Annotated in this window: 22 protein-coding genes; 11 read left to right on the top strand and 11 right to left on the bottom strand. The window is 58.4% G+C overall.

The genetic code is table 11. The features are described from left to right. Window positions 1–6 precede the first annotated feature (6 nt). Window positions 7–789, top strand: a complete 783-nt coding sequence (locus ACQZ45_RS12760; RefSeq protein WP_065659662.1) for an ATP-binding cassette domain-containing protein — start codon at window positions 7–9, stop codon at window positions 787–789. A gap of 200 nt (window positions 790–989) precedes the next feature. Here the strand turns inward: ACQZ45_RS12760 and ACQZ45_RS12755 are convergent, their stop codons facing one another. From ACQZ45_RS12755 to ACQZ45_RS12725, 7 genes are all read right to left on the bottom strand, one after another. Next, entirely contained in the window at window positions 990–1,223 is a 234-nt protein-coding gene (locus tag ACQZ45_RS12755) for a hypothetical protein (protein WP_065687904.1), read from the bottom strand. Window positions 1,224–1,317: 94 nt separating this feature from the next. Next, a complete protein-coding gene (locus ACQZ45_RS12750) occupies window positions 1,318–1,755 on the bottom strand; it encodes a helix-turn-helix domain-containing protein (RefSeq protein ID WP_025595440.1) in 438 nt (145 codons plus the stop codon). A 69-nt stretch (window positions 1,756–1,824) separates the two neighbouring features. Continuing rightward, on the bottom strand, window positions 1,825–3,030 hold the full coding sequence (locus ACQZ45_RS12745) for a hypothetical protein (protein ID WP_065687903.1): 1,206 nt from the start codon (window positions 3,028–3,030) through the stop codon (window positions 1,825–1,827). Then, window positions 3,027–3,740, bottom strand: coding sequence for a TfuA-like protein (locus ACQZ45_RS12740; protein ID WP_065687902.1), 714 nt, complete (start codon window positions 3,738–3,740; stop codon window positions 3,027–3,029). Before ACQZ45_RS12740 ends, ACQZ45_RS12745 begins: the two co-directional genes overlap by 4 nt. Then, window positions 3,740–4,846 (bottom strand): YcaO-like family protein, encoded by a 1,107-nt coding sequence (locus ACQZ45_RS12735; RefSeq protein WP_236736221.1) that lies wholly within the window; start codon window positions 4,844–4,846, stop codon window positions 3,740–3,742. The genes ACQZ45_RS12740 and ACQZ45_RS12735 overlap by 1 nt, the downstream gene beginning before the upstream one ends. 127 nt (window positions 4,847–4,973) lie before the next feature. Next, on the bottom strand, window positions 4,974–5,402 hold the full coding sequence (locus ACQZ45_RS12730; RefSeq protein ID WP_003511290.1) for a hypothetical protein: 429 nt from the start codon (window positions 5,400–5,402) through the stop codon (window positions 4,974–4,976). Between the two features lie 8 nt (window positions 5,403–5,410). Then, complete coding sequence (locus tag ACQZ45_RS12725; RefSeq protein WP_065687901.1) at window positions 5,411–7,363, bottom strand: BTAD domain-containing putative transcriptional regulator; 1,953 nt, start codon at window positions 7,361–7,363, stop codon at window positions 5,411–5,413. A 173-nt stretch (window positions 7,364–7,536) separates the two neighbouring features. Between ACQZ45_RS12725 and ACQZ45_RS12720 the strand changes: the two genes are divergently transcribed. Then, window positions 7,537–8,022, top strand: a complete 486-nt coding sequence (locus ACQZ45_RS12720; RefSeq protein WP_065687900.1) for a hypothetical protein — start codon at window positions 7,537–7,539, stop codon at window positions 8,020–8,022. A 249-nt stretch (window positions 8,023–8,271) separates the two neighbouring features. Continuing rightward, a complete protein-coding gene (locus ACQZ45_RS12715) occupies window positions 8,272–8,535 on the top strand; it encodes a hypothetical protein (RefSeq protein WP_236736220.1) in 264 nt (87 codons plus the stop codon). 28 nt (window positions 8,536–8,563) lie between these two features. On the opposite strand, the gene ACQZ45_RS12710 is transcribed toward ACQZ45_RS12715, so the two are convergent. Beyond that, window positions 8,564–9,703, bottom strand: coding sequence for an ROK family transcriptional regulator (locus ACQZ45_RS12710; protein ID WP_112191711.1), 1,140 nt, complete (start codon window positions 9,701–9,703; stop codon window positions 8,564–8,566). Window positions 9,704–9,797: 94 nt separating this feature from the next. Between ACQZ45_RS12710 and ACQZ45_RS12705 the strand changes: the two genes are divergently transcribed. The 6 genes from ACQZ45_RS12705 to ACQZ45_RS12680 all read left to right on the top strand — a co-directional run bounded on the left by ACQZ45_RS12705 (window position 9,798) and on the right by ACQZ45_RS12680 (window position 16,034). Further along, complete coding sequence (locus ACQZ45_RS12705) at window positions 9,798–11,171, top strand: ABC transporter substrate-binding protein (protein WP_065687897.1); 1,374 nt, start codon at window positions 9,798–9,800, stop codon at window positions 11,169–11,171. A 67-nt stretch (window positions 11,172–11,238) separates the two neighbouring features. Beyond that, a complete protein-coding gene (locus tag ACQZ45_RS12700) occupies window positions 11,239–12,150 on the top strand; it encodes a carbohydrate ABC transporter permease (protein WP_013761758.1) in 912 nt (303 codons plus the stop codon). Continuing rightward, the gene (locus tag ACQZ45_RS12695; RefSeq protein ID WP_065687896.1) at window positions 12,150–13,238 is read left to right on the top strand and encodes a carbohydrate ABC transporter permease; all 1,089 of its coding nucleotides are present in this window, start codon (window positions 12,150–12,152) and stop codon (window positions 13,236–13,238) included. Before ACQZ45_RS12700 ends, ACQZ45_RS12695 begins: the two co-directional genes overlap by 1 nt. 5 nt (window positions 13,239–13,243) lie before the next feature. After that, complete coding sequence (locus ACQZ45_RS12690; protein WP_019564839.1) at window positions 13,244–14,356, top strand: ABC transporter ATP-binding protein; 1,113 nt, start codon at window positions 13,244–13,246, stop codon at window positions 14,354–14,356. 11 nt (window positions 14,357–14,367) lie between these two features. Further along, window positions 14,368–15,093 (top strand): glycerophosphodiester phosphodiesterase family protein, encoded by a 726-nt coding sequence (locus ACQZ45_RS12685; protein ID WP_065687895.1) that lies wholly within the window; start codon window positions 14,368–14,370, stop codon window positions 15,091–15,093. Between the two features lie 26 nt (window positions 15,094–15,119). Continuing rightward, window positions 15,120–16,034 (top strand): TIM barrel protein, encoded by a 915-nt coding sequence (locus tag ACQZ45_RS12680; RefSeq protein WP_065687894.1) that lies wholly within the window; start codon window positions 15,120–15,122, stop codon window positions 16,032–16,034. Window positions 16,035–16,112: 78 nt separating this feature from the next. On the opposite strand, the gene eglC is transcribed toward ACQZ45_RS12680, so the two are convergent. Then, complete coding sequence (gene eglC, locus ACQZ45_RS12675) at window positions 16,113–17,510, bottom strand: endo-1,3-1,4-beta-glycanase EglC (RefSeq protein ID WP_065687893.1); 1,398 nt, start codon at window positions 17,508–17,510, stop codon at window positions 16,113–16,115. 209 nt (window positions 17,511–17,719) lie between these two features. On the opposite strand from eglC, the gene greA reads away from it, so the two are divergent. Further along, window positions 17,720–18,202, top strand: coding sequence for a transcription elongation factor GreA (gene greA, locus ACQZ45_RS12670; protein WP_065687892.1), 483 nt, complete (start codon window positions 17,720–17,722; stop codon window positions 18,200–18,202). A 74-nt stretch (window positions 18,203–18,276) separates the two neighbouring features. On the opposite strand, the gene ACQZ45_RS12665 is transcribed toward greA, so the two are convergent. Together ACQZ45_RS12665 and ACQZ45_RS12660 are read right to left on the bottom strand one after the other, a co-directional pair. Next, window positions 18,277–19,659 carry an O-antigen ligase family protein gene (locus ACQZ45_RS12665; protein WP_448742265.1) on the bottom strand — a complete coding sequence of 461 codons (1,383 nt, stop codon included), beginning with the start codon at window positions 19,657–19,659 and terminating at the stop codon, window positions 18,277–18,279. Between the two features lie 136 nt (window positions 19,660–19,795). Continuing rightward, on the bottom strand, window positions 19,796–21,133 hold the full coding sequence (locus tag ACQZ45_RS12660) for an SGNH/GDSL hydrolase family protein (protein ID WP_065704386.1): 1,338 nt from the start codon (window positions 21,131–21,133) through the stop codon (window positions 19,796–19,798). A gap of 420 nt (window positions 21,134–21,553) precedes the next feature. Between ACQZ45_RS12660 and ACQZ45_RS12655 the strand changes: the two genes are divergently transcribed. Beyond that, window positions 21,554–22,702, top strand: coding sequence for a glycosyltransferase family 4 protein (locus tag ACQZ45_RS12655; RefSeq protein ID WP_448742264.1), 1,149 nt, complete (start codon window positions 21,554–21,556; stop codon window positions 22,700–22,702). Window positions 22,703–22,709 lie beyond the last annotated feature (7 nt).

The following is a 22,709-nucleotide window of genomic DNA, read 5'->3' as shown; positions in this document are numbered from 1 at the left end:
ACCCCAATGACGGAACAAGTCACGCCCCTCGTGGAAATGCGCAATATTTCCATTTCCTTCGGTGGTATCCATGCGGTGGAAAACGCCTCTGTCGATCTTTTCCCAGGTGAGGTGGTGGCCCTTCTTGGCCACAACGGCGCCGGCAAATCGACGCTCATCAAGATATTGTCCGGTGCATACCGGCGGGATGGGGGCGAAATCCTCATCAACGGCGAGGATGCGGATATCCGCAATCCCCGCGACGCCAAGAAATACGGCATCGAAACCATCTACCAGACGCTGGCGGTGGCGGATAATGTCGATGCGGCGGCCAATCTTTATCTCGGCCGCGAGCTGAAGACGAAATGGGGAACATTGGATGATGTCGCCATGGAAGCTTCGGCCCGCGAGGTCATGGGGCGTCTCAACCCCAATTTCCGGCGGTTCAAGGAGCCGGTGAAGGCGCTTTCCGGTGGCCAGCGGCAGTCCGTGGCAATCGCCCGCGCCATTCTGTTCGATGCCCGCATCCTCATCATGGACGAACCGACGGCAGCACTCGGGCCGCAGGAAACGGCACAGGTCGGCGATCTCGTCAAGGAACTGAAACGGCAGGGCATCGGCATCTTCCTAATCAGCCACGATATCCATGACGTCTTCGATCTCGCCGACCGGGTGTTCGTCATGAAAAACGGCAAGGTGGTCGGCCATGCCCGCACGGAAGATGTGACGAAGGACGAGGTCCTCGGCATGATTATTCTGGGCAAGGTGCCATCAGGTGCTGTGGCCGGTCCGGGCGCGGTCGTTGCCTGACGACAGAATTCTGTCGTCTTTACTTCCACTACAAATCGAGGCCCGGTAAAAACCGGGCCTCGACAAATGCTGGGAACAAAAGTTCTTGGAGTTGACTAAAAAATATATGCGTCCGGTGTGTTTCAGCCCAGCCGGAACCGCAGACGAAAAATGTCTGCGGCTCTGCGCAATTGCAGACGCGGTCGTTAAAAAGCGGTGTTTTAATGGAGTTCGGCGTGTGCGAAACTGCTGCCGTTCATTTCTGCGCCGGCCGGTAGCGAGCCATGCTGATTGATGTCCTGGGCCAGCGACAGCAATGCCATTTCTAGGAAATAGGTCGACATCCCCAGTTCCAGAGATTTGGAGCGCTGGCAAAGATAGGAAACCATCCGCCCGAGCGCCAGAATCTCGTCTGCATTGTCCTCTTCAAGTATTGCTGCGGTAGACGCCACCATGATTCCCTCTCGACAGTCGACAGTATGAAAACGCGTTGATCCCGCGTTGTTCATTTTCGACCACATCGAGCGTCACGCGAGCGTCACACCTGCGTCAATCGTCGCTCTTGTTTTCCGGCGCGCCGTTATTTTCCGCCGCTTCGGTAGCCGCAAGCGATGTCACGAGGGCAACGATGCTCTTGCGCACGGTTGCGCTCTTGATTCGGGCAAAGGCCTGATTGAGCGAAAATCCTTCATTCGACGCAACGAAAGACTGCATGGCATTGATCGTGCCAAGGGCGGGATTGGCGTTTCCGACATCCGGCGTCGCATTGGCGAACAAAGAGCTGACATCGACGCCGAGAACCGATGCAATGGCTTGCAAACGGGACGCGCCGACGCGATTGGCACCCTTTTCGTATTTCTGGACCTGCTGGAAGGTAATGCCCAACCGGCCCGCCAGCGCGCTTTGACTCATGCCGAGCGACTTGCGGCGCATTCGGATTTGTGTACCCACATGCACATCGATCGGGCTGGGTAGTTTGGCCTGCATCATGAACTCCTCCAGTTGTGAGGTTCTTAAATTGGATATTTATCAATTAATATTGTTGAAGGTAGACATTCAACACAATTTCCACGGGTATTGTGAGGTGTTACTGATAAAGTAAGGCTGTTTTCCGTCGGTATGCTGTGCTGGTTGACGGTTTATCACCTTTGTTGCACATCGCAATGCCCCGTTTCGGCTGGCAAAATGGCTCCAGCCTGCCACGCCGATGGCTTGAAAGCCCAGTCTTTCCCAAATTTTCCTGTTCTCTCGGTCGAAACCGTCGAGCGTTTCCGCATCACCGAAATGGGGAACCCAGACGAATGGCTTCTCTTGGTCGGAGCGCACGATATTTTCGACAAGCACGTTGTTATAAAGCCGAGGCAGGCATTTTTTGGTGTCGATGGCGGGTAAAACCGGAATGGGATTTCGCAGGATTGCGAAGCCCTGCTGTGCCAGCAATAGAACGGAGGCATCCAGTTTTCGTTTCAAATCCATCGCATTACGGGCGTTGCATTCATGGGCCACCGGATCCGCAACCAGCAATAGCGGGTGGCCATCGCGTCTTAGACCTGTGACCGAAACGAACTGGTCGACGTGGAAACCGCATTGGTGGATTTTTCCGAAGGTGATCGCCGGAGGCGACGTGTTTGCCAAGGTAAGAGCGATTGAGGCCGAGGCATTGCCGAGGTCTTCCGGCCGATATCCGAAACTGCGCACGGTTCTGTAGTCGATTGCCTGAACCCGCCGCCATTGTTGCGGCCGTTCGGTTGCCGCATTGTTTGCCATACCCCTGTCGTCCTGCAGGCTGGAATGGCCCACCAATCGAAAGTCCGGCCCGACTAGCTGGTTACCGCCCGGCAAAGTGACATGCGAAGCGTTGGCGGCAAGCCCGAGACGATTGGCGAGCTCGCCAGTGATGGCGCTTTCCGATGCACAAAGCAGTTCGGTTGCGATCCCATCAGCAGTCCGAACGTGGAACACGTCCTGTATCCACGGGTGCGAAACGCTGCTGGTTGCATCGAGCGGCAACAGTTCTGCGGTGCAGGTGGCTGCCAGCCTGCTGAGCCAGCTTTCAGCGGAGGCGAGACAGGGGCCATCGATAAGAACAAGGGCCGTGACGTCGGAAGGCAGAGCCGAAAGCAGGTTTCCGATCGGGATGAGAGGAGATACGCCCCCGTCAGCCCTGTCACCCGCAAAAAACGCGGCGGGCAAGGCAAGCGCGATTGTCCGGATCAGCCCTCCGCAATCGGGCAGCAGAGATGGGTGCGGGGCAGCGGTCAAGACGCTTTTTCTCCCGCCGTCTTCCGCGTGGCCAATTGCTGGAAAAATACCGTGTTCTGTAATTTCCACGATTGCGGCGGCGGGGATGGCAATTCTCCGCTGCCAAGCAGGCCTAAAAGCCGGGCCGCATCGTTGCGTTTGGCGGAAACCGCGTTTCCGGCCAGAAAATTTGCGGTCTCGAGGTTGAGGTTTGCCTCAGTTGCCATTGCACGCCATGTCCTGCGGTTAAAATGCAGCTTGCGGGCGGCGTTCAGCAAGGCGTCGTGTTCCTCTGGGGCGATAGCGGCGCGACACGCTTCGAGCGTCGCTTCGGCATCGACAAGCGCGATTGTCAGCGGGCGGTAGTCGAGTTCGCCGGGCGCGTGGCTGACTGCCACATCGGCGTCGGAAAAACGCAGCCCGTCCCGATAGGCTTCAAAGATTTCGCCGATGCCGATCATGCCGAAGGCCGCGCATTCCGCCGCTCTTAGCGCGCCCATGCTGGCGGCACCAAGAACAGTGACGCCGCCTGTCAGTGCAAACAGGATTTCCTTGTGCCACACGGCGGCGCAGTCACCGTAGAGGCCGTCGATCAGCCCGATTGTCCGGGCACCCTGCTTTACCGCGTCGAAAATATCGCCGCAGGCAGCCGGGCCACGAAGATCGAGGCCGGAAATCTGCGCGGGTGTGATGCCGTGGATGGACGGGCCCGCAAAAACCACCGGCTTCATCAAAGGCCTCCGAGGTTCAGGAACCGGTCGAGCGTCCGCTGCGATATACGTTGAAGGCCACCACCGGCAGGGGTGAGGCCGCTTGCCAGAACCCGGACGACATGCAGACCGGATACGCCCGTTTCCAGCGCAAAGACATAGATGTCGTCGATCCCGGCGGCAAAAAGATGCTCTGCAAGCTGACGCCACGGGGGTAGAGCCGGATCGCTAATCGCAAAATCGAGACTGGCCGGGATCCGGTCCATCGGCCGCACCTCGGATGCCGCCGGTCCCGCCGCAAACATATCCCGCTGGTAGCGCAAAGGAGAGAGATCGTCCCTTGCGCCGCTGATGTCAGTCAGTCGCGACTGGATCGCCTCCAGCAGCGCGGCAATTGCCGCGTCATAGGTGCCAAACCGGCACGCTGCGCCGGCAGCGCTGCGGGTGGCAAGTCCGTCCTGCGCGTGGATTGACCGTGGCAGGCTTGCCATGACTACAGGCACGCCGAGCGTATTGGTGAGATCAAAGAAGCGGGGCGGCAGTCCGATATGTGAAAGGTGTTGAGCAAGAGCATCGAAGGATGCGTCGACACCCATCGGCAACACGACCGGTTCCGGCGCGATATTGCGGGTTTCGAAGGTATCGACGAGAAAGCAGGCGTCGTTTTCGATGAGTTCGAGCAGGGCGTGCAGAACCGCGTGGTCATGGTCGAAACCCGCCGCAAGACCTTGCGAACTCATGAGAAAGGCCTGCCGGTCCCAGGGGAAATCCGTGCGAAAATCCATGCCCACCAGTTCATAGGGGGCAAAAACCTCCAGCTGCTGGCGTATGGATGTTCCCTTCACCCAGGCGCGTTGGTTTCGCAGATCAAGAGTGTCCGGGTCGACCCGGCCGATTGTTTCGAAAGGAACGAGAGGGGCGCCCTTGTCCCGCATCTCACGAATGGAGCCGAAAGTGGTGATATGTTTGCGGGTGTCTTCGGCGACGGCACCTTCGATCGCTTCCATGATCGCGGAAAGCCGTGCCTGCTCCGCGACAAGCCCCTTGCCCTGGGAGACAGACAGTCCGCGTGAATTGGGCCGCGTCGCGAACCAGACGGGTATGCCGATAATATCGAGACCGGTCACGTCTCCGACGCGGGTAATCCCGAACCGCCGAAGCAGTTCGGGATCAAAGAACGAAGCGTCCGGATGCCCTAAAGCCGCTGTCGCTGGTATATGTGCGCCGTCAGCGGTCAAGGCTGCGGGGCCGCAATCAAGGCGCCGCGTTGGTGTCGTCGGCAAGGATGGCGTCGAACAGCTCGCCGGTGACGGAACCCGCCGGACCAACAGCCTTCAGGGCCGATTCGATCGGTGCCTGCACCATGCGGTTGAAATCCCAGCCGGCGTCGATCACTTCGCCGACAAAGGCGAAATCGGCCTCGGAAACGACAGCGCCGCCGGCGACGAGGGCTTCGATGCCCTGGATCTGTACCTGATCCAGCTCGTTTTCGGGCTGGCCGTCCTGACGAACGAGCATGGATTTTGCCGCCGCAGCAACGCGCGCGTAACCGTCCACACCGGGATGGCTGGCTTCATAGGCGGCAATCGTCTCATGCGAGACGGACGCAACCCTGAGCGGCGCCGTGCGAATGAAGAGAACGCCGAAACCCTTTTTTCCGACAATAAAGAAGTGCGAGGACATAATAACTCCTATTTGATCCCAGCTAATCGAAGTGCGTTATAGAATTTTTCATTCGCTACCGGGTCTCGGTCTGGGGACAGGCTGCTGATTTCCCTCGCCGTCATACCCGGATAGTTTTCCTGAAGCCTGCTGCCGGTTTCCCTGGCAGCGTCCAAATCACCGTGGAGCGCGTGGCTCGCGGTCAAGACGCGCAATGCCGGCTCGTCATTTTCCATGCGCGCGCACAGTTCTACTGCCGTGCCGTAATCCTCACGCTTGAACGCGATGCTGGCGCCCGCCCACCAGTAGATGTCGGGTGCGAGCGGATTGAGGTCGATGGCTTGCTGAAACTTTTCCCATGCGGTTTCGGCATCGCCGAAATGCGCGAGCGCATCGGCATGCTGGAGCAAAAGGTCGGCGGAGTTGGGCGCAAGCGCCTCCGCTTCGAAGAACCTTTCGGCGGATATGTCGAAATCCCGCTGGTAGAGCGCCACGACGGCGCACATCCAGTGGCCGACGCCAAGAGCGGGATCGATTTCGACTGAGGCGTCTGCCTCCGCCTTGGCGCGGTGCAGCAGGTGGGGGTCGTTGCCGCCCAGCATCAGCCATTCCAGCTGCAGGCTCTGCGCCACGCGGGCGCGGGCAACCGCCATGCTGTTATCCAGATCGACCGCCTTGCGGAACATCGAGCGTGCTCTTCGAAGAAGCGGCAGGTCGCACTTGCCGCGCAGAAGCTGCTGGCCCTCCAGCAATTGCCGGTAGGCCTCGCCGCTGTGGTTGCGGTCTGGTTCCACCTGAAGCCGCTCGATCTCGCGGGCAAGCCCCGCGGCCACCTGTTTGGACAGCAGTCGAAAAGCGGCGTGAATATGCCGCGCGGTCAGCACAACCTCCAGCGACCAGACGATTTCTCCGGTCGCTTCCTCGATCAGCGCTACCGACATGCGGGCATCGTCGAAAACCGTGGAGACGATGCGGTAATCCGCCCGCAACATTGCATAACTGTCGTCGGTCCGGTCGTGTGTCGCTACAAAGGTGCTGTGCGTCGAAAGAACGGTGAAGGTCCGGTATCGAACGAGACTATTGGCGACATCCTCGACAAAGGCACTCATCACCGGCGATACCGCAAGCCCGTCCACCCGCACCGGACGGCTGAAGGCGACGCGTGGTTTTGCCATCGGTTTTCGGCGGCTACCCTCATCCGGTTCGGCGGGGGATACTATCGTCGAGGCCAGACTTTGTATCCGCCGTCGAAGCGCCACTGTCTCGGCCTCCGGAGGTCGGTCCTCCTGGCGGAGCTGTTCCATCAGAAGCTGGAAAATTCCCTCGCAGGCGCTGGTGTTTCCCACCCGCGCATAGGCCGCCATGGCGGCGCGGTAGGTTTCCTCGCGCTCCGGCTCGATCTTCAGCGCGCATTCGGCAAGCGATGCGATGTTGTTCGAACTGGCGCGGCCGAACCGCGTCAACTCCTCCAGAAGCGGTGTATAGCTTGAAAAGAACAGGTCCTTGAGACGGCGTCGCTCAGACAGCAGCCAGAGATAAAGGTGGTCCTGCCCAGCCTCCAGCCCCTCCAGCAGATCGCCGCCGAATTCGAGCAGGGCTTGCAGCCGCTGCATCGGATCTTCTGCTCTCGCGCCGGCAAGAAAGATCGCAAGGTCGGTCCGCTGCGCCAGCTTTCCGGCCTTCAGGTCGTTCCCTTCTGTCAGAAGGATGGCATCGTCATCGCTCGACAGCTTCTGGAGGCGCAGGATCAGCTGCCGCAAATTGCCCAGTGCCCTTTTTTGCTCGACGTTTTCCCACAACAGCGATGCGGCCTGCTGGCGGGAAAGGGACTGGTTGGGAGCAAGGATCAGGGCGGCAGTGAGGGCAAAGCCCTTGGACGGGAAAAACGCTTGCCGCACCGCATCGCAGCGCGGGGTGCCAAAAAGCCGGATCGGTATCAGTTCAGCGTTCCCAGCCAATTTCGTTCCCTCATGAATCACCATCTAACAATGTGTCCGGGAAATTGAAAGTCATCATTGGCGTTCCATTTGACGCTGGTGTGACGCCGCTTGCCTATTGTCGTGAATAGAGGCGCGGGCGACGGGCGGAAAACAGCAATCATGCATCTGGCAGGCATCGGGAATTTTCGAAATTGATAGCGTTTAACGGAAGCTACATGGCGTTCGAGCCGCGTACTGAACCTTACCAGCGTGCCGACGACGTCGGTTATGCGGTGTGTGAGTTCATGTGGTTCAAAGGGCGCCCGTTCTATCCGGTTTCGGCGCTGGCCCATGCGAAGGTTGCCCATGCCAGACTGTCGGCATGCGACGACGAAGATGAAGACAATCTCGATATTATTTTCCGCATGCCATTTGCGGCCGGCGGGCATTTTTTCGAGATCGTGCTGCGCTCCAACGAAGGCACTTCTTACGGTGGCTGGCTGTGGGGAGAAGAGCTGGAAATACTGAACGAGGTCGTCAACGGCTATCGCGTTCTGGCGGTGAAGTTCGAAGACAGGCTGATCCGGTTTGAATATTCCAAGCGGTCTCATCGCTACCGGACAGCCGAACCGCTGCCGGTGGAGAAATCCGTCTTCCTGATCCAGCGGGAGGTAAGGCCTTACGCGGGAAGGCACGATTTGCCGGGAAGCCCGGCACGTTAATGGCAGGGCTGATGCCGATGCGTTTCCGGGGGAGCGCAAAAGCGTGGGGCGAGAAGGGGTTCAACTGGCGCGGCGCGTATTGCGCGCATCGCAAATTTGCCCGGTAAAGCCAAGGCTTTGTCGGGAGCAGCAGGTGAATTTTTTTTATTTTTATTGTGTGGAAGATTTGTGATGCCCAATGGAGGTAACATGCGTAACAGGCGGGTGTCATCACAGCTATTAGCGGTGAGTTGCGCCTCGGGTGACGACGTGCTTTCCCTTGACGGGAGCGCCAACGACGGCCCGCGTCCATCAGTTGCGAACGACAGGCTTTATGTCGTGGGCGAGCCGGTTTCTAGGAAGGCGCTGAAATCTCGCCCGCCGGAGAACCGGGTTGAGGAAGAGGCTTTTCGCGTGGCGGAAATCAGCAATACCGTCATCGATGTCGATATCAGGCTTGCTAAATGGGCCTGGGCCGTGCTGGTGATCGGGCATTGCTGGCTGATCTATTTCATGGTGACCAATCTCGGCTGAGGCCTCCCCCGGACATGCGCTCCGGCCTTTAACGCACTTCTCCGACGCCGTGCAGGATCATCGCCGCCGCACCGAAGGCCACGGGGTCTGTCGCAACCACATCCGGCAGCTGGATTTTCGGCTGTATCACCTTTGCGCCGTCGAACGGGTCCGAGCGTTCGTAATCCAGCCATTCCGCCAGCCGCTGTCGTACGATCCTTGGTAAGGTGCCGCCGACAAAGATTGCCGTGGGCGCCAGAACGGCGCTCACAGCGAAGGCGAGGCGCGCAACCTCCGGTCCCGCCCGTTCCAGCCACGCCTCAAACACGGCGGAGTTGCGCAAGAGGTAATCCGTCCAGATATCGGGTGCGCGCCCCGAGGGTTTTTCTCCCACATGCTCCACGCACCATGCCGCCAGGTCTTCGAAGGAGGGTCGCGAAGTGCTGCGGCCGCGCAAGGCGCCTATCTCGCCGGCATTGCCGAGATAACCGCGATAAAGCTCATTTTTGATAATGATGCCGCCGCCGATCCCCTCGGAGAGATAGAGATAAGCGAAATTTTCGTGTCCGTCCGCATTGCCAAGCGTCAGTTCACCCATGGCTGCGGCATTGGCATCATTTTCTATGATCACCGGACAACGCAGCGCCTCGCGCAGCATGGCGGAAAGGTCAGACCCGGCCCAGGAAATAACCTCTTCGGCAAGATCGAGCGACATGGCTTCCTTGCGAAAGCGGGTCGGCATGGCAATGGCCGCGCCGATCAGTTGGCTCCTGTTGATCGCATTTTTCGTCAGTAGTTCTTCGGATCCGTCCTGAAGCGCCCGTTGGACATCGGAAAACGCGTCGTAGGAGCCGCGCATCTGCAATTCTCCAACGATCTCTCCGCCAAAATTCAACAGCGTTAACATCACCGAATAACGGTTGGCGTGCGCACCAAGGGCGTAACCGACGGTTTTTTTGAGCGTGAGGTCGATATGGGGTGCGCCACGGCCTTCCTGCCGGCGTGCACCTTCCTCGATGATACCGCGCTCAAGCAGATTTCGCGTCATCATGCTCACGGCAGCCGGCGTTATGCTGCAATAGTCGGCAAGCTCGACCCGCGAGGCCGAACCCTTGCGCCTGATATATCCCAGAAGCGCGCCCTGTGTTGCGCCAATGCCTGCCAGCCCGCCCTGCCGTCTCTCAGTCAAAGTTTCACTCTCCCGCGCTTTACCTAGGGAAATGTCATGAAGCTGTTAATTAAGCAACTTAATTAAATAATCAGTTTCAACGGGAATGGATCACATGTTCAAGTCTCTCACCCTGATGGCCACGGTTGCCCTCGGCGCGCTTTTGCCGGCTGTCGCCTTTGCCGAAGACATCAACATCAAGCTCTGGACGCTCGCCGACAAGAATGCGCCGGGCCGCGTCACCAACATCGAAGCCGCCGCCGGCATCATGAACGCACAGTTCAAGGCAGCAGGCGTCGACAAACGCGTCGTCATCGAAATCAACAACAGCGCCGTGCAGGGCTGGGACTCCTTCGCGCTCGACACGCTGAAGGCGTTTTCGGTGGGGCAGGGGCCGGATATCTACATCCTGCCGCATGAATGGATCGGCCAGTTCGCGCAGGACGGCTATGCCATGCCGATGGAAGACAAGATCGCCGCTGCTCCCTGGGTCTATGGCGATATCCTGCCGGTTCTGTGGAATTCGGCCAAGGCGACGGACGGAAAGATTTACGGCATTCCGCAGGACGCGGAAATCCGCATGTTCTTCTACAACAAGGACATGCTGCGCAAGATCGGCAAGGACGAAGCCTTCATCGAAGGCCTTCCGGCCAAGGTCGACGCCGGCGAATTCACGCTCGACGATCTGACGGCCCTGTCGAAGGAAGTGGTAGACGGCAAGGCCGCACAATACGGCATGCTGCACCGCCCGAATGTCGGTATCGACTATCTGATGGTGTTCCAGTCCTATGGCGTGAAGTTCATGGACGAAAAGACCGGCAAGCTGATGTTCCCCAAGGCCGAAATGGCCAAGGCGCTCGGCTGGTATGAGCGCAATGCCAAGGAAGGCGTGACGCCCGTCGACAATACCGCCATGAGCTGGGAGGCGATCCAGACGGCCTTCAAGCAGGAAAAGGCCTTCATCTTCCATCAGGGTGTCTGGGCGGTTGCCTGGCAGGTGGGTGACAAGAACGGCGCGACCTGGCCGACAGATGGCAAGGGATACTTCAACAAGATCGGCTGGATTTCCGCTCCGGCAGCCGAAAAAGGCGGCAAGCCGGCCAACCTGTCGCACCCGCTGCTCTACACCCTCAATCCGAAGAGTGCCAATGCCGATATCGCCGCCGATCTCGTGGCGCTTGCGACATTGCCCTATTTCAACAACGAACACGCCGTGACATCCTATCATACGGCCATCAGCAACGCCCAGACGGCCATGCCGAAATACCGCGATAACTGGGTACTCTCCGCTGCTTCGCCGATGATGAAATACGCGCAGTTCGTGCCCAACCACACCAAGTTCGGCAGCTACAACAAGGTGCTGTTCAGCGGTCTGCAAGCGGTTGAGACCGGCAAGATGACGGCCGCGCAGGCGGTCGATTTCATCGCCGACGAGCTTGAGCTGCAATTTGGCGCGGAGATCGAAATCCGCGACGCCGCAAGCAACTGAGTTTGCCCGAAACCATGCCGCCCGGTTCTGCCGGGCGGCTTTTCCGCGTTCCCACCGGTATATCGTAATGTCTCAATTTCAGCTTCGGGCGCGCCGCCCGGCCCGGCCGATCTTTTATCTGGCTCCGGCTCTCGCCTTGCTTGGCGTGTTCTTTCTTGCCCCGATCGTCGTCAATCTGGTGATCGCCTTTACCGATATGGGCGCAAACCTGAGGGTGGGCAAATTCACGGTCGAGAATTTCCAGCGCATGTTTCAGCGCGACGTGCGCCTGCCGATGGTGTTGCTGACGACGCTGATCTATGTCGGCGCAACGCTGTTCATCTTCAATATCGGGCTTGGCGCGCTTCTGGCCGTTACGACCACGGCGATACCGGACCGGCTAGGCAACTTCTTTCGCGGCCTCTGGCTGCTGCCGCGCATGAGCCCCGCCGTGCTTTACGGCGTGCTGTGGATATGGATCGCCGATCCGACGTCTTCCGGCCTGCTCAACCAGTTTCTTGGCGCGCTCGGCGCACCCGCTCTCAACCTGCGCAACGACTTTCCGCTGTTTCTGGTGGTGGTGGCGAACGGTGTCGTCGGCGCGTCTTTCGCCATGGTCATCCTCACATCGGCCATCCGCTCCATACCGTCGCATCTGGCCAATGCGGCGCGCGTCGATGGCGCCAGCGAATGGGGTGTGCTTCGCCATGTCGTCGCACCCGCGCTCTCGTCACCGATCCGTTTCATCACGCTCTATCAGGCGCTCTCACTGATGACGACCTATGAATATATCCTGCTCATCACCGGCGGTGGGCCTGTCTACGATTCCACGACCTATCCGCTTTATATCTACCGGCGCGCCTTCGAAAACGGCGCCTATGCCTATGGTGCTGCACTTGCGCTTGGCCTGATGGCGATAGGCGTTGCCATCACCCTCATTCAATGGCGCATCAGCAATATGCGCTCGACTTTTGCTCCCGCCAAAATCGAGGTGCTGTGATGACGCTCGCCCACACCCACTCGCCTGCCCACAGCAGGCGTGCGCTTGATCTGAAGCCGGACTGGACGCGTCTTGAAAGGCGCAGCCTTGCCCATCGCGCCGGTTTCGTTCCCGTCATTCTTGTGTTCCTGACGGTGGTTTCGGTTCCGGTTCTCCTGCCCTACCTGTGGCTGCTGGTGAAGTCGCTCACGACTTCCGACGACAATCTCAGCCGACTTGTGCTGTGGCGCAGCGGCGCAATCGCCGCTTTTGCCTATGGCGGGGCGATAGCAGTTGCGCTTCTTTCCGAGCGCCTGCGCAATCCCGCGCTGCTATGGCTGGCATTTGGTGCCGTGGTTGCGGCGCTCGTCTTCGTGCTGGTGCTGCCGCATCTGACTATCGACAACTACAGTTTCCTCTGGAGCCGCGATATCGAGAAAACCGGCACCACGCGCATGGCGCTGATGCCATCCATCTGGACCGCCATGCGCAGTTCACTGCTGTTTGCCGCTTCCCAGACGCTGATCGTCGCGCTGGTCGCCACGCCGGCCGCCTATGCGCTGTCGCGCTTCACCTTCGCCGGGCGTGAAAATGTGCTGCGCGGGCTTTTGCTGCTGCATGCCTTTCCGGCGCTCGCGCTCACCGTCGCGATCTTCGTGCAGTTGCATTACATGGGCCTGCTCAACAATCTCTTCGGCGTCGTGCTGGTCATGAGTGCGCTTGAGCTGCCGTTTGCAATTTTTGTTCTCAAGGGCTTTTTCGACAACGTTCCCTGGGACATCGAAATGAGTGCCGTCACCGATGGCGCGAGCCGCTTCCAAGCCTTTCGCATGGTGGTTCTGCCGCAGGTAAGAAGCGGGCTGATCGCGGTTGCCACCTTCACCTTTCTGCGTGGCTGGGAAGAATATGTTTTCGTCCAGACCCTGCTCATCGAAAAAAGCCAGATGACGATGAGCCTCTATCTCTTCTTCGTGGCACAGGACAGCGCCGGCGTGAATTACGGCATGATCGCTGCCGTAGGCATCATCTATCTGTTGCCTGTGCTGATCATTTACATCTTCACGCAGAAATACATCACCCAGATGAGTTTCGGCGGGATCAAAGGATAATCGCCATGGCCAGGATCACCCTCGACAATGTCACCAAAAGCTGGGGCGACACCCGCGTTCTGCAACCGATGACCCTCTCCATCGAAGACGGCGAATTCGTCGCCGTTCTCGGGCCGTCCGGATGCGGAAAGTCGACCACGCTTTTCCTGCTCGCCGGGCTCTACGCGCCGACCGCGGGTCAGATTTCTTTCGACGGCCACAACGTCAATCGCATCGATGCGCGCGACCGCAATGTCGGCATCGTCTTCCAGTCCTATGCACTTTATCCCAACCTGACGGTGCGGCAGAACATCGCCTTTCCGCTGCGTTTCAAGAATGTTCCGCGTGAAGAAGCAGCGCGGCGGGTGGAGGAGGCAGCAAGCCTCGTGCAGATCAGCGCGTTGCTCGACCGACGGCCCTCGCAGCTTTCCGGCGGCCAGCAGCAGCGTGTGGCGCTTGCCCGCGCGCTGGTCAAGGAACCGAACATCCTGCTTCTGGACGAGCCGCTTTCCAATCTCGATGCGACCCTGCGCATCACCATGCGCGCCGAGCTGAAAAGCCTGCAGAAGCGCCTGAAGATCACCACGCTGATCGTCACCCATGACCAGATCGAGGCGATCACCATGGCGGACAGGATCATTTGCATGAACAACGGCGCCATTGCCCAGATCGGCACGCCCGATGATCTTTATCGCCGGCCCGACAATCTGTTCGTGGCCGGTTTCATCGGCACGCCGCCAATGAATCTCTTGAAAGGATGGGCGCAAGGCGGGCAGTTGCAGATTGGCGATGCCCTGCTCGACCTCAATGCCCGCTGTGACGGCGAAGTCACCTTTGGCCTGCGCCCGGAAGATATCGCCCTCGTCACATCGTCCGAGGCGCGGCTTGAGGGGCAGGTTACCACCGTCGAGCCCATGGGGCGCGAGGTATTCTACACGATCGATACGCCTGCAGGCATGATCCACGCGCTGGAATATGGCGAGACGATACGCCACGCGCCGGGAGATCGTGTCGGGATCAGCTGCAAATCGGCGCTGACGCTCGTGTTCGACGCCGCTGGCAACCGCATCGCCGGGCTGCATGCCGATCTCTCCCACCATTCGACTATTCCGGCGCGTGAACCGGAAGCCGTAAACTGACAGGAATTTCCATGCCTAAAATCGTCTCCCATCGCGGTGCCAACCATTTTGCGCCCGAAAACACCTTCGCCGCCGCCGACCTCGCCTTGCAGCAGGGAGCGGATTACATCGAGCTCGACGTGCGCGAGAGCGCGGACGGCGTGCTTTATGTCTTTCACGACGAAACGCTGGATCGTACCACCAATGGCACGGGTCCCATCGGCCACATAATGTCGAGGGAGATCGATGCACTGGACGCCGGCAGCTGGTTCGGCGAAAACTTCAAGGGTGCGGCTGTACCGCGGCTCGATGCCTATCTCAGCCATTTGCGCGGCCGCTGCGGCGTCTATGTCGAGCTGAAATATTGCGATCCCGTCAAGGTGGCGGCACTGGTACGGAGCCTCGGCATGGTGCGCGACACCTTCTTTTTCTCTTTCTCCGAAGAAATGCGCCGGGGCCTGGCCGCCGCCGCGCCGGAATTCCGCAAGATGATGACGCTCGATATCGCCAAGTCGCCTTCGCTGGCTGCGGCTGTTCACCATGCCTCGATCATCGAGATCACACCTGCGCAGATGCGCAAGCCCGGCCTTGTCGCGGCATGCCGCAAGGCGGGTCTGGAAATCATGATTTATTATGGCGGCGATGATGCCAACCTTCATAATGAGATCGCATTGGCCGGGGTAGACTACGTCAATATCGACCGCCCGGACCTGTTCGATACGGCGCGCCGCGCCGTACGGCAGCCTGAACTCGCATGACCTTCCTTACCCCTGGAGATGATGACATGAGCAATCTTATTGGAACCGGCTTCAACGCCAGCTCGGACGACGGTGAACTGGCCACACTCGAAAGCGATCTTCGTGCGCTTGCCGAAATTGGCTGCGACACCGTTGAAATCGCCGCAACGAGCCTTGATCTGATCGCAGGCGGTCGCATCATCGAGGAGCGCGCTCAACGGTTCGTGGCGCTCGCCAAAGAATTCGACTTCCGCTACACGGTGCACGGTCTTGTTTCGTCCAATTTCATGGACCCGGTAACGTGCCGCTACCAGATAGATGCAGCCAAGGCGCTGGCCGTCCTGTGCGATCGCATCGGCGCGGGCATCCTCGTTCAACACGGTGGTGCCCTGCGTGCCGACCAGATCGCCGAGCGGGCCGATGCCGATGCCCGTGAGCGGGAGGCGCTTTTCGAGCTGGCGGAATTCTGCAAGCCCTATGGCGTGCGGGTCGCGCTTGAGAATATCTTCTCCACCGAACCCGGCCAATATCGCCAGACGCCTGCCGAGGTGGCCCAGACAGTTAAGGCCATCGGCCATGATAACGTCGTTGCGCTGATCGACTTCAGCCACGCCTATCTCGAATCCACCTTTCGCGGGCTCGATTTTCGCGAACAGCTTCGTGCCATGGCGCCGGTTGCCGGCCATTTGCATGTCCACGATTCCTTCGGCCGGCCGCAGGGCTTTTATCAACCGTATTTCGACCAGGAAAATACCGCTCTCGGCATCGGCGATCTGCATATGCCGCTCGGCTGGGGAGATATCGACTGGCAGGGCATCTTCTCGGAGCTGACCTTCCTGCCGGATACCGTGCTGATGATGGAAATCGGCCGCCGCTACCGTGCCGAACAGCCCGCGAGTCTTGAAACGGCGCGTCATCTCATGTCGCTCTACACTGAGCGGATGCAGATCGCGGCTGAATGACTGAACTGAACAAGGCCCAGCCGACAGGCTGAGGTCTGAAGCGCCGGCAGTTCTGAACGCAACTGCCGGCGTTTTTCGTTACGCGGCCCAGTCGGAAAGCGAATAGGCTTTGATGTAATCGATCATCATTTGCGAACCGTCGCTGAAATCAACCGCCGACGGCGTTCCTGCCATGCCGCCGACAGCAAGATTGACGACCATATACATGGGGTCGTGCATGTCATCAGGCGTATCCGTCTGCGCCACGGCGACGTCGTCGAAATACCAGGTAATATGCTCCGCATCCCACAAAACGCCATATGTGTGGAAACCTTCCGTGCTTGGCACGCTGACATTGTTTATGACTGATGTCTGTTCTCCCGTTGCATTGGAGTGGGTGGACATGATCAACGTATTGGGGTTTTGCCCACGCATCTCCACGACATCGAGTTCCGGTGGCCAGGAGCCGTCCTCAGGCAAAAGCCAGAAGGCCGGCCAAGCGCCCCGGTCGGTCGGCATGTCGGCGCGCATTTCGAAATAACCATAGGTCTGGCTGAACGACGAATAGGTGTTCAGCATACCCGAGGTATAATCATAGCCCTCAACCTCGTTGGCGATCGATTGCGGGGTTTCCGCAGCGGTGATGGTCAGGACACCGTTGTTGATGCTGAAGGGATTGACCTCTGATGTGCCGGCATAAGCGGGGTTGATGTACCATTGCGCCTCGCCATTCGTCGTCAGCGAGCTTCCCTTTTCCGGTGCCCACCAATATTTGGCATCCCAAGTCCCCTGATCGCCGCTGCGAAGTGAAAGTGCATCGAATTCGTCGGCAAAGGTCTGGGTGAGGGATGATCGGTCGAGGCTGAGCTCGAACTGGTCGGCCTGAAGATCGTCGATGGTCGTTCCGGCAAGAACGACGGCCTCGCCGTTGGCGAAGTTCAGCCAGAGATTATCGCCCTGTTGGGTGGCATTGCTGACGAGCTGCTCGAAGGATGTGATGCCGTAACCGTTAAGCCGGATCGTGTCGTTGGCGCTGAAATCCATGATGAGATCGGTGCCGTTGCCGCTCGTAAAAACGAATGTATCCGCACCGCCACCGCCGATCAGCACGTCGTTACCGCCCCCGCCATCAATGGTCTGGCTGCCCGATCCGCCGGTTATGATGTTGTCCAGCTCATTTCCGAAGGCATAACGACCATCTCCGGTTACCCGCAGGTTTTCGAAATTGTCGGGCAAGGTATAACTCATCCAGGTGTCGATGGTGTCGATACCCTCCCCGGCATTTTCGACGGCACGGTTGATACTGGAATAGAGGTAATAAATATCGTCGCCCGTGCCGCCCGCCATTGTCACATTGACGGAACTGTCGCCCCACATGGAATCATTGAGGCCAGTGCCTGTCAGCAGCGGTCCGGAACCCGTGGCGGAAAAAAATCCGGTGGAATTGTCGCTGTAGTAGAGTGTGTCTCCAAGCGCATTCAATACTGTCCGGGCCATTGACCGTCTCCTGTCCGTTAGCGTTGGCTTTCTCACTCCTCTTGGGCAATACCCTAACAGGGCGAAAAGCCTCCTGTTAGAGCCAGAAATGAGGGGTACATGGGCGGTTTCCGTGGTGCACGCTATTGCAGCATTGCGATGGGCGGTGGCAGGATTGGACGGCAAGGGAGATGCTCAAAGTGGCATCTCACGGGGATGGAGTGCGAGAGTTGAGTGTAGCCTTTACCAAGGAAGATAGTGCCGAAACCGCAGCCGAAACGGTTCTGCCGGACCGGGTGATTTCGCCTCATCCCAATCTGGTGACGGAGGCTGGGCTGAAAGCGCTGGAGCAGCAGCTGCAATTGGCGCGCGAAGCCTGCGAAACGGCCAATGCCGTCGAAGACGTCAATGAAAGACGTCGGCTTTCAGCCAATCCTCTGCGGGACATTCGGTATTTCGCGGAGCGCGTTCGCACCGCCCAGCTGATGCCGAGCCCGCCTGCTGATGGCACCGTTGCCTTCGGCAGCGTGGTAACATTCAGCCGTGATGACGGGAGGACGCAACGGTTCCGGATCGTAGGCGAGGATGAAGCCGATCCGGCCAATGGATCGATGTCTTATGTCTCCCCGGTCGCAGGAGTGTTGATGGGAAAATCTGCCGGTGATGTTGTCAGCCTGGGCGGCAAAGAGATTGAAATCATCGAAGTGACCTAAAGCGCCCACTTGAAAACGGAACAAATTTTGCCAGCAAGGATGTGCGGTTTGGAGCGAGAGAACCTCGCCGCAATTTACGCCGGTCGTGCCGTCGCCAAAGCGTCCTCTTCTGCCATTCCAGCCATCCGCATCATCGTATTTTTCAGAAAGAACCTGAAATCCAGATCAATGAAAGTATAGGCGAGTACGAGCCCCATATAGGCCATGAAAACGGGATTGAAATTCAGCTCTTCAAATTGATAGACGATAACGATTGCGATCGCCGAATAGGCGAAGAAACCGACTTTTCGTTTCCGGAGGATCGCGTAAACAAGCGCAAAGGCGCTGAGAAGGCCAAATCCTATGCCGGACGCATAGGCCGTGGCGAGAAAGCCACTATGCGGTGTTCCGATTCTCGATATTCGCGACAGTTCTTCATATCGAGCGGTAAAACCGATGCCGAAAGGATGATGGAGCATCACCTGAAAGCCGCCAGTGAGCGTATCCCAGCGCTCCTGCGCATTGTTGCTGCTGTTGCTGTCCTCGAGAAACCGTTTTGAAAATATCTGTTCCGCAAAATCGAAAGCACCCAATGGCAAAACCGCCGCGATGACAAGGGCGGACAAGGCAAAACCAAAATAGGTGCTGAGCAGCATTTTGATGGAAAAATTTCTGATGTAGAAATAGACCCCGATCGCAAGAACGGCAAATACTCCGGACCGGTTGAGAGTAAGTGTGAAGCTCGCCAGATAGACCAGCAGAAATACGGCAAACAGCGCGGGACGTTTTTGCCTTTCGGCAAGATAGGCGACTGCCGCACCCGCCAACGCAAAGGCAGGTCCGGCTGTGTTGCCCACCGGCCAGATGCCACCCGCTTTTTCGACACGCAAAAGCAACGGGCTCAATTCGCCTTTTGCCGCAGCTGCCAGCACGGCGGTTTCATCGAACATGAAAGAGAGGCCAAGGGAGGCGAGCTGGTCGTGAATGACGATGTCCAGAAAAAGCAGGATCGTCACCGCGATGAAGCCGGCGAAGATGCCCCAGCAGAACAGCTCGAGAAGGTTCTCCTTAAACAGCATATAGGCAAAAAACAGAAAATAGACCGCGTAAAAATATGCCATCGCGGTGGTGTAAAATTCACCTTCGCCACGTTCGTCGGCAAAGACAGCCGAAAGTGCAAAAAAAATGGTTAGCGGAACGAGATAAAGCAGGATGATCGAGGGCGTCAGACAGCGAATGTAAAGCAGGGCAATAACGGGTAGCGTCATCAGGACAAGCATGTCGGTGATGTTGAGGAAGCGCAGGCCCAGATTGCTGGTCAGCACATTGCATTGAATGAAAAAGCCAATGGAAAAAACGAAGATCGCCAGAAAGAGACCGGGCACCTGTATGGTTTTTGAAGGATAAAGAGGCATCGCCAAAACGAAACCCGGCAACGGCGATTGATGCGATGCCGCCATATTTGTGTTTCTGGTCATTCCCGGCCTGTATCCTTCACTGGCGGACCTTGGTGCGGCCCTGTGGGAGAGGACGTCATCACCATGAGGCGACAGGGTGATGACGATGAATAGTGGTCTTGATGACGTTGCCGCGCAAGACAATTTTCTATGGTTTTCAGTCGCTCAGATTGCCTTTTGGCAGAGCGCCCTCAACGGCGATCACCCGCTGTATGTAAAGCGGTTCGTTGGAAACCGGCGCGCTCATGCCGAATGCCGGCATGATCCTCACATAGAAACCATATCCGCTGGGGCTGATATCAGGATCGATCGCGATGTCGTTGGCTGTCGCCCACATCCAGCCGCTATTGTCGAGGGCGTTCGCACCACCAAATTGAAGCGCGGAGCAACTGATCGTCCGGACTGCGCCGCCGCTTTTTGAAACCAGTGTGACATAGGGCGCACGCTGTCCCTCGGTATTTTTATAAAGCACTGCAAATGAAACGGTTTTGCCGATCATCGCGGCGGCCTCCGCATTGCGAAAATAACGAACCAGTGCGGCCGACTGGTTGCCATTCGCACGCAAACCGAGGCTGTGAGCGAAAGCCGGAGAAAAGGTGACTTCTGCGGCTTTTATGGCGGAACCCGACGCCGCCAGGCTCCAACCCGATGGAGCGGATCCCGTCCAATCGGTGAAATCGCCGTTGACGATAAGATTGGCGGCGGGAAGTTTTGGCCAACAAGGTGTCTGAAAGACGTTATCGGGCGCCGATCCCAGATAACAACTGAACAAGGTTCGGGCGATGAGCTGAGATCCGGCATCGTTCGGATGGACGTTGTCGCGGTAAAGCGCATGGTCCTTGCCTCTCGCTACAAATGACGCGTGTGTATCCACCAGCGTGAGGCCCGGGTGCGCTCGGGCAAGGTCAAGGATCGCATTATAGACCTTGTCGTAACCGGTGCTATCGCGCCAGGGGTTCTGGGTGGTGATGAGTTGGGGGGCACCCGGCCATTGCCATTCGATCATGCCAAGCGGTCCGAGCAGGGCGGCTCGTCCGGAGCTTAGGATACCACCCGGCGTCTCGAAACTCTGCATATTATGCCCATGATGCGTGATGCACAGGTCGGGACGCGGAATCTTCAACGCCGCCGCGCGCTGGTCCGCGAGCATGTAACCGGCCATGCCGCCGGGCAGTGCCGCAAGATAGACCGTGAGCGTTGGCCCCATGCCTGCGCGCAGCGTAACCGAATCCGCATAGGCCTTTGGCCCGGTGGGGGCGTTTGTCTGCCATTCTGCCCAGCGGTGCAGCACAACCCTTGTGTCGTGCAGATCGCCAAGCATCATGGCGAACTGCTGGAATGGTCCGGCATCGGCATAGGCGGTGCTGTCACCATTCACGAAGATCGTGGCATTCTGACCCGCAGTCAAACGCGCGCGCAAGGGTGAGAGCGCGTTCAGGGAAGGGACCATGGTGGGGATGTTTCGGGAGGTGATGCCGAGCGATACGCCGATCATGCCGGCACCTCTTCCGTTCCGGTCATATATATGCATATGTTGCGTTTGAGCGGTGTCATCGTTCGTTCTCCTCGTCTGGCCCTAGGATAACTCCGCCGAAAGGCCGGGGGACAAAACGCAGGAAACGGGACGGCGAAAAGCAGTAAAATTATACGTCACGAATTTTTCTTCGATCTCTTTTAAAATATATAGATAGAATATTTTTCTTTTAATTTACGTATATCGGATTCTTATCCGCATAAAGGTTTGAATGTTATTTTTTCTAACCACAATCAAGCATTGTTGTTCTTATACTGAAATTGCCGGTGAAAATATCCCTGCCGTTGGCAAGTGCACTCGTCATTTTCACGGGCTGTCCATTCATGCCCGCAATTTAGGGCAATGGCAACTTGGGTGCTCTGGTACTTCACAGGTGATGTCATGACATCCGCTCTATTTGTCAGTCACACAGGAGAGAAGGGTGGCGCCGAGCTTTTTCTGACGGACCTCGTCAAGGCCGGACCGCATTCCTGGCGAGCTTGTTTTCTCAGTGGCGGTGGTGCTGCTGATGATCTGGCAGCGGCCGGGAGGCCTCCGGTCATGTTATCCGCTGGCGAAAAAATGCTGTCGATCCGCCGTGACTCACCGTTTGGCGCAATGCTGCGTGGCGCGGCCGATGTTGTCGCCGTCGCTTGGCAATTGAGCCAGCAGGCGAGACATTACGACGTAATCTGCGCCAATTCGCAGAAGGCGCTGTTCGTTTGCGCGCTTGCCGCGAAACTCAGCCGCCGCCCACTTGTCTGGGTTTTGCACGATATAGTCACCGATCCCGCATTCAGCTCCGCCAATCGCCATGCCTCGCTGGCATTCGCGCGCCTTTTCGCAAGGCTGGTGGCCGTCAATTCGCAGGAAACCGGCCGGGCTTTCGTTGAAGCTGGCGGGCAGGCAGAAAAGGTCCGCATCGTTTATAACGGCTTCAACCCCGCAAAGGCTGTGGCCCACGATCCCGGCAGAGCTGCGCGGTTGCGTACGGAATTGGGCCTTGGTCCTGAACCGCTTGTCGGATTGTTCGGCCGGCTGAGCGAATGGAAGGGGCAGCACGTCTTTCTGGACGCGATCGCGGCGATGGATGGCGTTCAGGCCGTCATCGTTGGCGGAGCGCTATTCGGGCAGGACGCCTATGAGACGCGCATCCGCGAGCAGGCATCCCGTCTCGGTCTGGATGGTCGTGTCCGCTTCCTCGGTTTCCGGTCGGATGTACCAGAGCTGATGGCATCGATGGATGCCGTTGCCCACACCTCTGTTGTCGCCGAACCGTTCGGGCGGGTGGTGGTGGAGGCCATGATGTGCGGGCGGCCAGTTGTCGCTACACGCGGTGGTGGGGTTACCGAAATCATTAGGGACGGCGAAACGGGTCTTCTGGTGCCGCCGGGCGACGCATCGGCGCTTGCGGCAGCACTAGGCTGCATCCTGTCGCAGCCAGCTCTGGCGGAAAGGCTGGCGCAGCAGGGCCGCGAGGATGTGAGCCGGCGTTTTTCGCTGGAGGAGACCTGCCGGTCTGTTTCCGCTTTGCTGTCGGAAGCAGTGTGAGGGGCCT

The organism is Agrobacterium sp. 16-2014-1-2a (assembly GCF_053522705.1).
Note: the sequence above shows the minus strand (reverse complement) of the source record. Positions and strands in the feature narration are given on the sequence as shown.

Excerpts from the sequence above, each read along its gene's own strand:
- ACQZ45_RS12760 (WP_065659662.1), top strand. The coding sequence starts at position 7 with ATGACGGAACAAGTCACGCCCCTCGTGGAAATGCGCAATATTTCCATT.
- ACQZ45_RS12755 (WP_065687904.1), bottom strand. The coding sequence starts at position 1,223 with ATGGTGGCGTCTACCGCAGCAATACTTGAAGAGGACAATGCAGACGAG.
- ACQZ45_RS12750 (WP_025595440.1), bottom strand. The coding sequence starts at position 1,755 with ATGCAGGCCAAACTACCCAGCCCGATCGATGTGCATGTGGGTACACAA.
- ACQZ45_RS12740 (WP_065687902.1), bottom strand. The coding sequence starts at position 3,740 with ATGAAGCCGGTGGTTTTTGCGGGCCCGTCCATCCACGGCATCACACCC.
- ACQZ45_RS12730 (WP_003511290.1), bottom strand. The coding sequence starts at position 5,402 with ATGTCCTCGCACTTCTTTATTGTCGGAAAAAAGGGTTTCGGCGTTCTC.
- ACQZ45_RS12725 (WP_065687901.1), bottom strand. The coding sequence starts at position 7,363 with ATGGTGATTCATGAGGGAACGAAATTGGCTGGGAACGCTGAACTGATA.
- ACQZ45_RS12720 (WP_065687900.1), top strand. The coding sequence starts at position 7,537 with ATGGCGTTCGAGCCGCGTACTGAACCTTACCAGCGTGCCGACGACGTC.
- ACQZ45_RS12705 (WP_065687897.1), top strand. The coding sequence starts at position 9,798 with ATGTTCAAGTCTCTCACCCTGATGGCCACGGTTGCCCTCGGCGCGCTT.
- ACQZ45_RS12700 (WP_013761758.1), top strand. The coding sequence starts at position 11,239 with ATGTCTCAATTTCAGCTTCGGGCGCGCCGCCCGGCCCGGCCGATCTTT.
- ACQZ45_RS12695 (WP_065687896.1), top strand. The coding sequence starts at position 12,150 with ATGACGCTCGCCCACACCCACTCGCCTGCCCACAGCAGGCGTGCGCTT.
- ACQZ45_RS12690 (WP_019564839.1), top strand. The coding sequence starts at position 13,244 with ATGGCCAGGATCACCCTCGACAATGTCACCAAAAGCTGGGGCGACACC.
- ACQZ45_RS12685 (WP_065687895.1), top strand. The coding sequence starts at position 14,368 with ATGCCTAAAATCGTCTCCCATCGCGGTGCCAACCATTTTGCGCCCGAA.
- ACQZ45_RS12680 (WP_065687894.1), top strand. The coding sequence starts at position 15,120 with ATGAGCAATCTTATTGGAACCGGCTTCAACGCCAGCTCGGACGACGGT.
- eglC (WP_065687893.1), bottom strand. The coding sequence starts at position 17,510 with ATGGCCCGGACAGTATTGAATGCGCTTGGAGACACACTCTACTACAGC.
- ACQZ45_RS12665 (WP_448742265.1), bottom strand. The coding sequence starts at position 19,659 with ATGACCAGAAACACAAATATGGCGGCATCGCATCAATCGCCGTTGCCG.
- ACQZ45_RS12660 (WP_065704386.1), bottom strand. The coding sequence starts at position 21,133 with ATGATCGGCGTATCGCTCGGCATCACCTCCCGAAACATCCCCACCATG.
- ACQZ45_RS12655 (WP_448742264.1), top strand. The coding sequence starts at position 21,554 with ATGACATCCGCTCTATTTGTCAGTCACACAGGAGAGAAGGGTGGCGCC.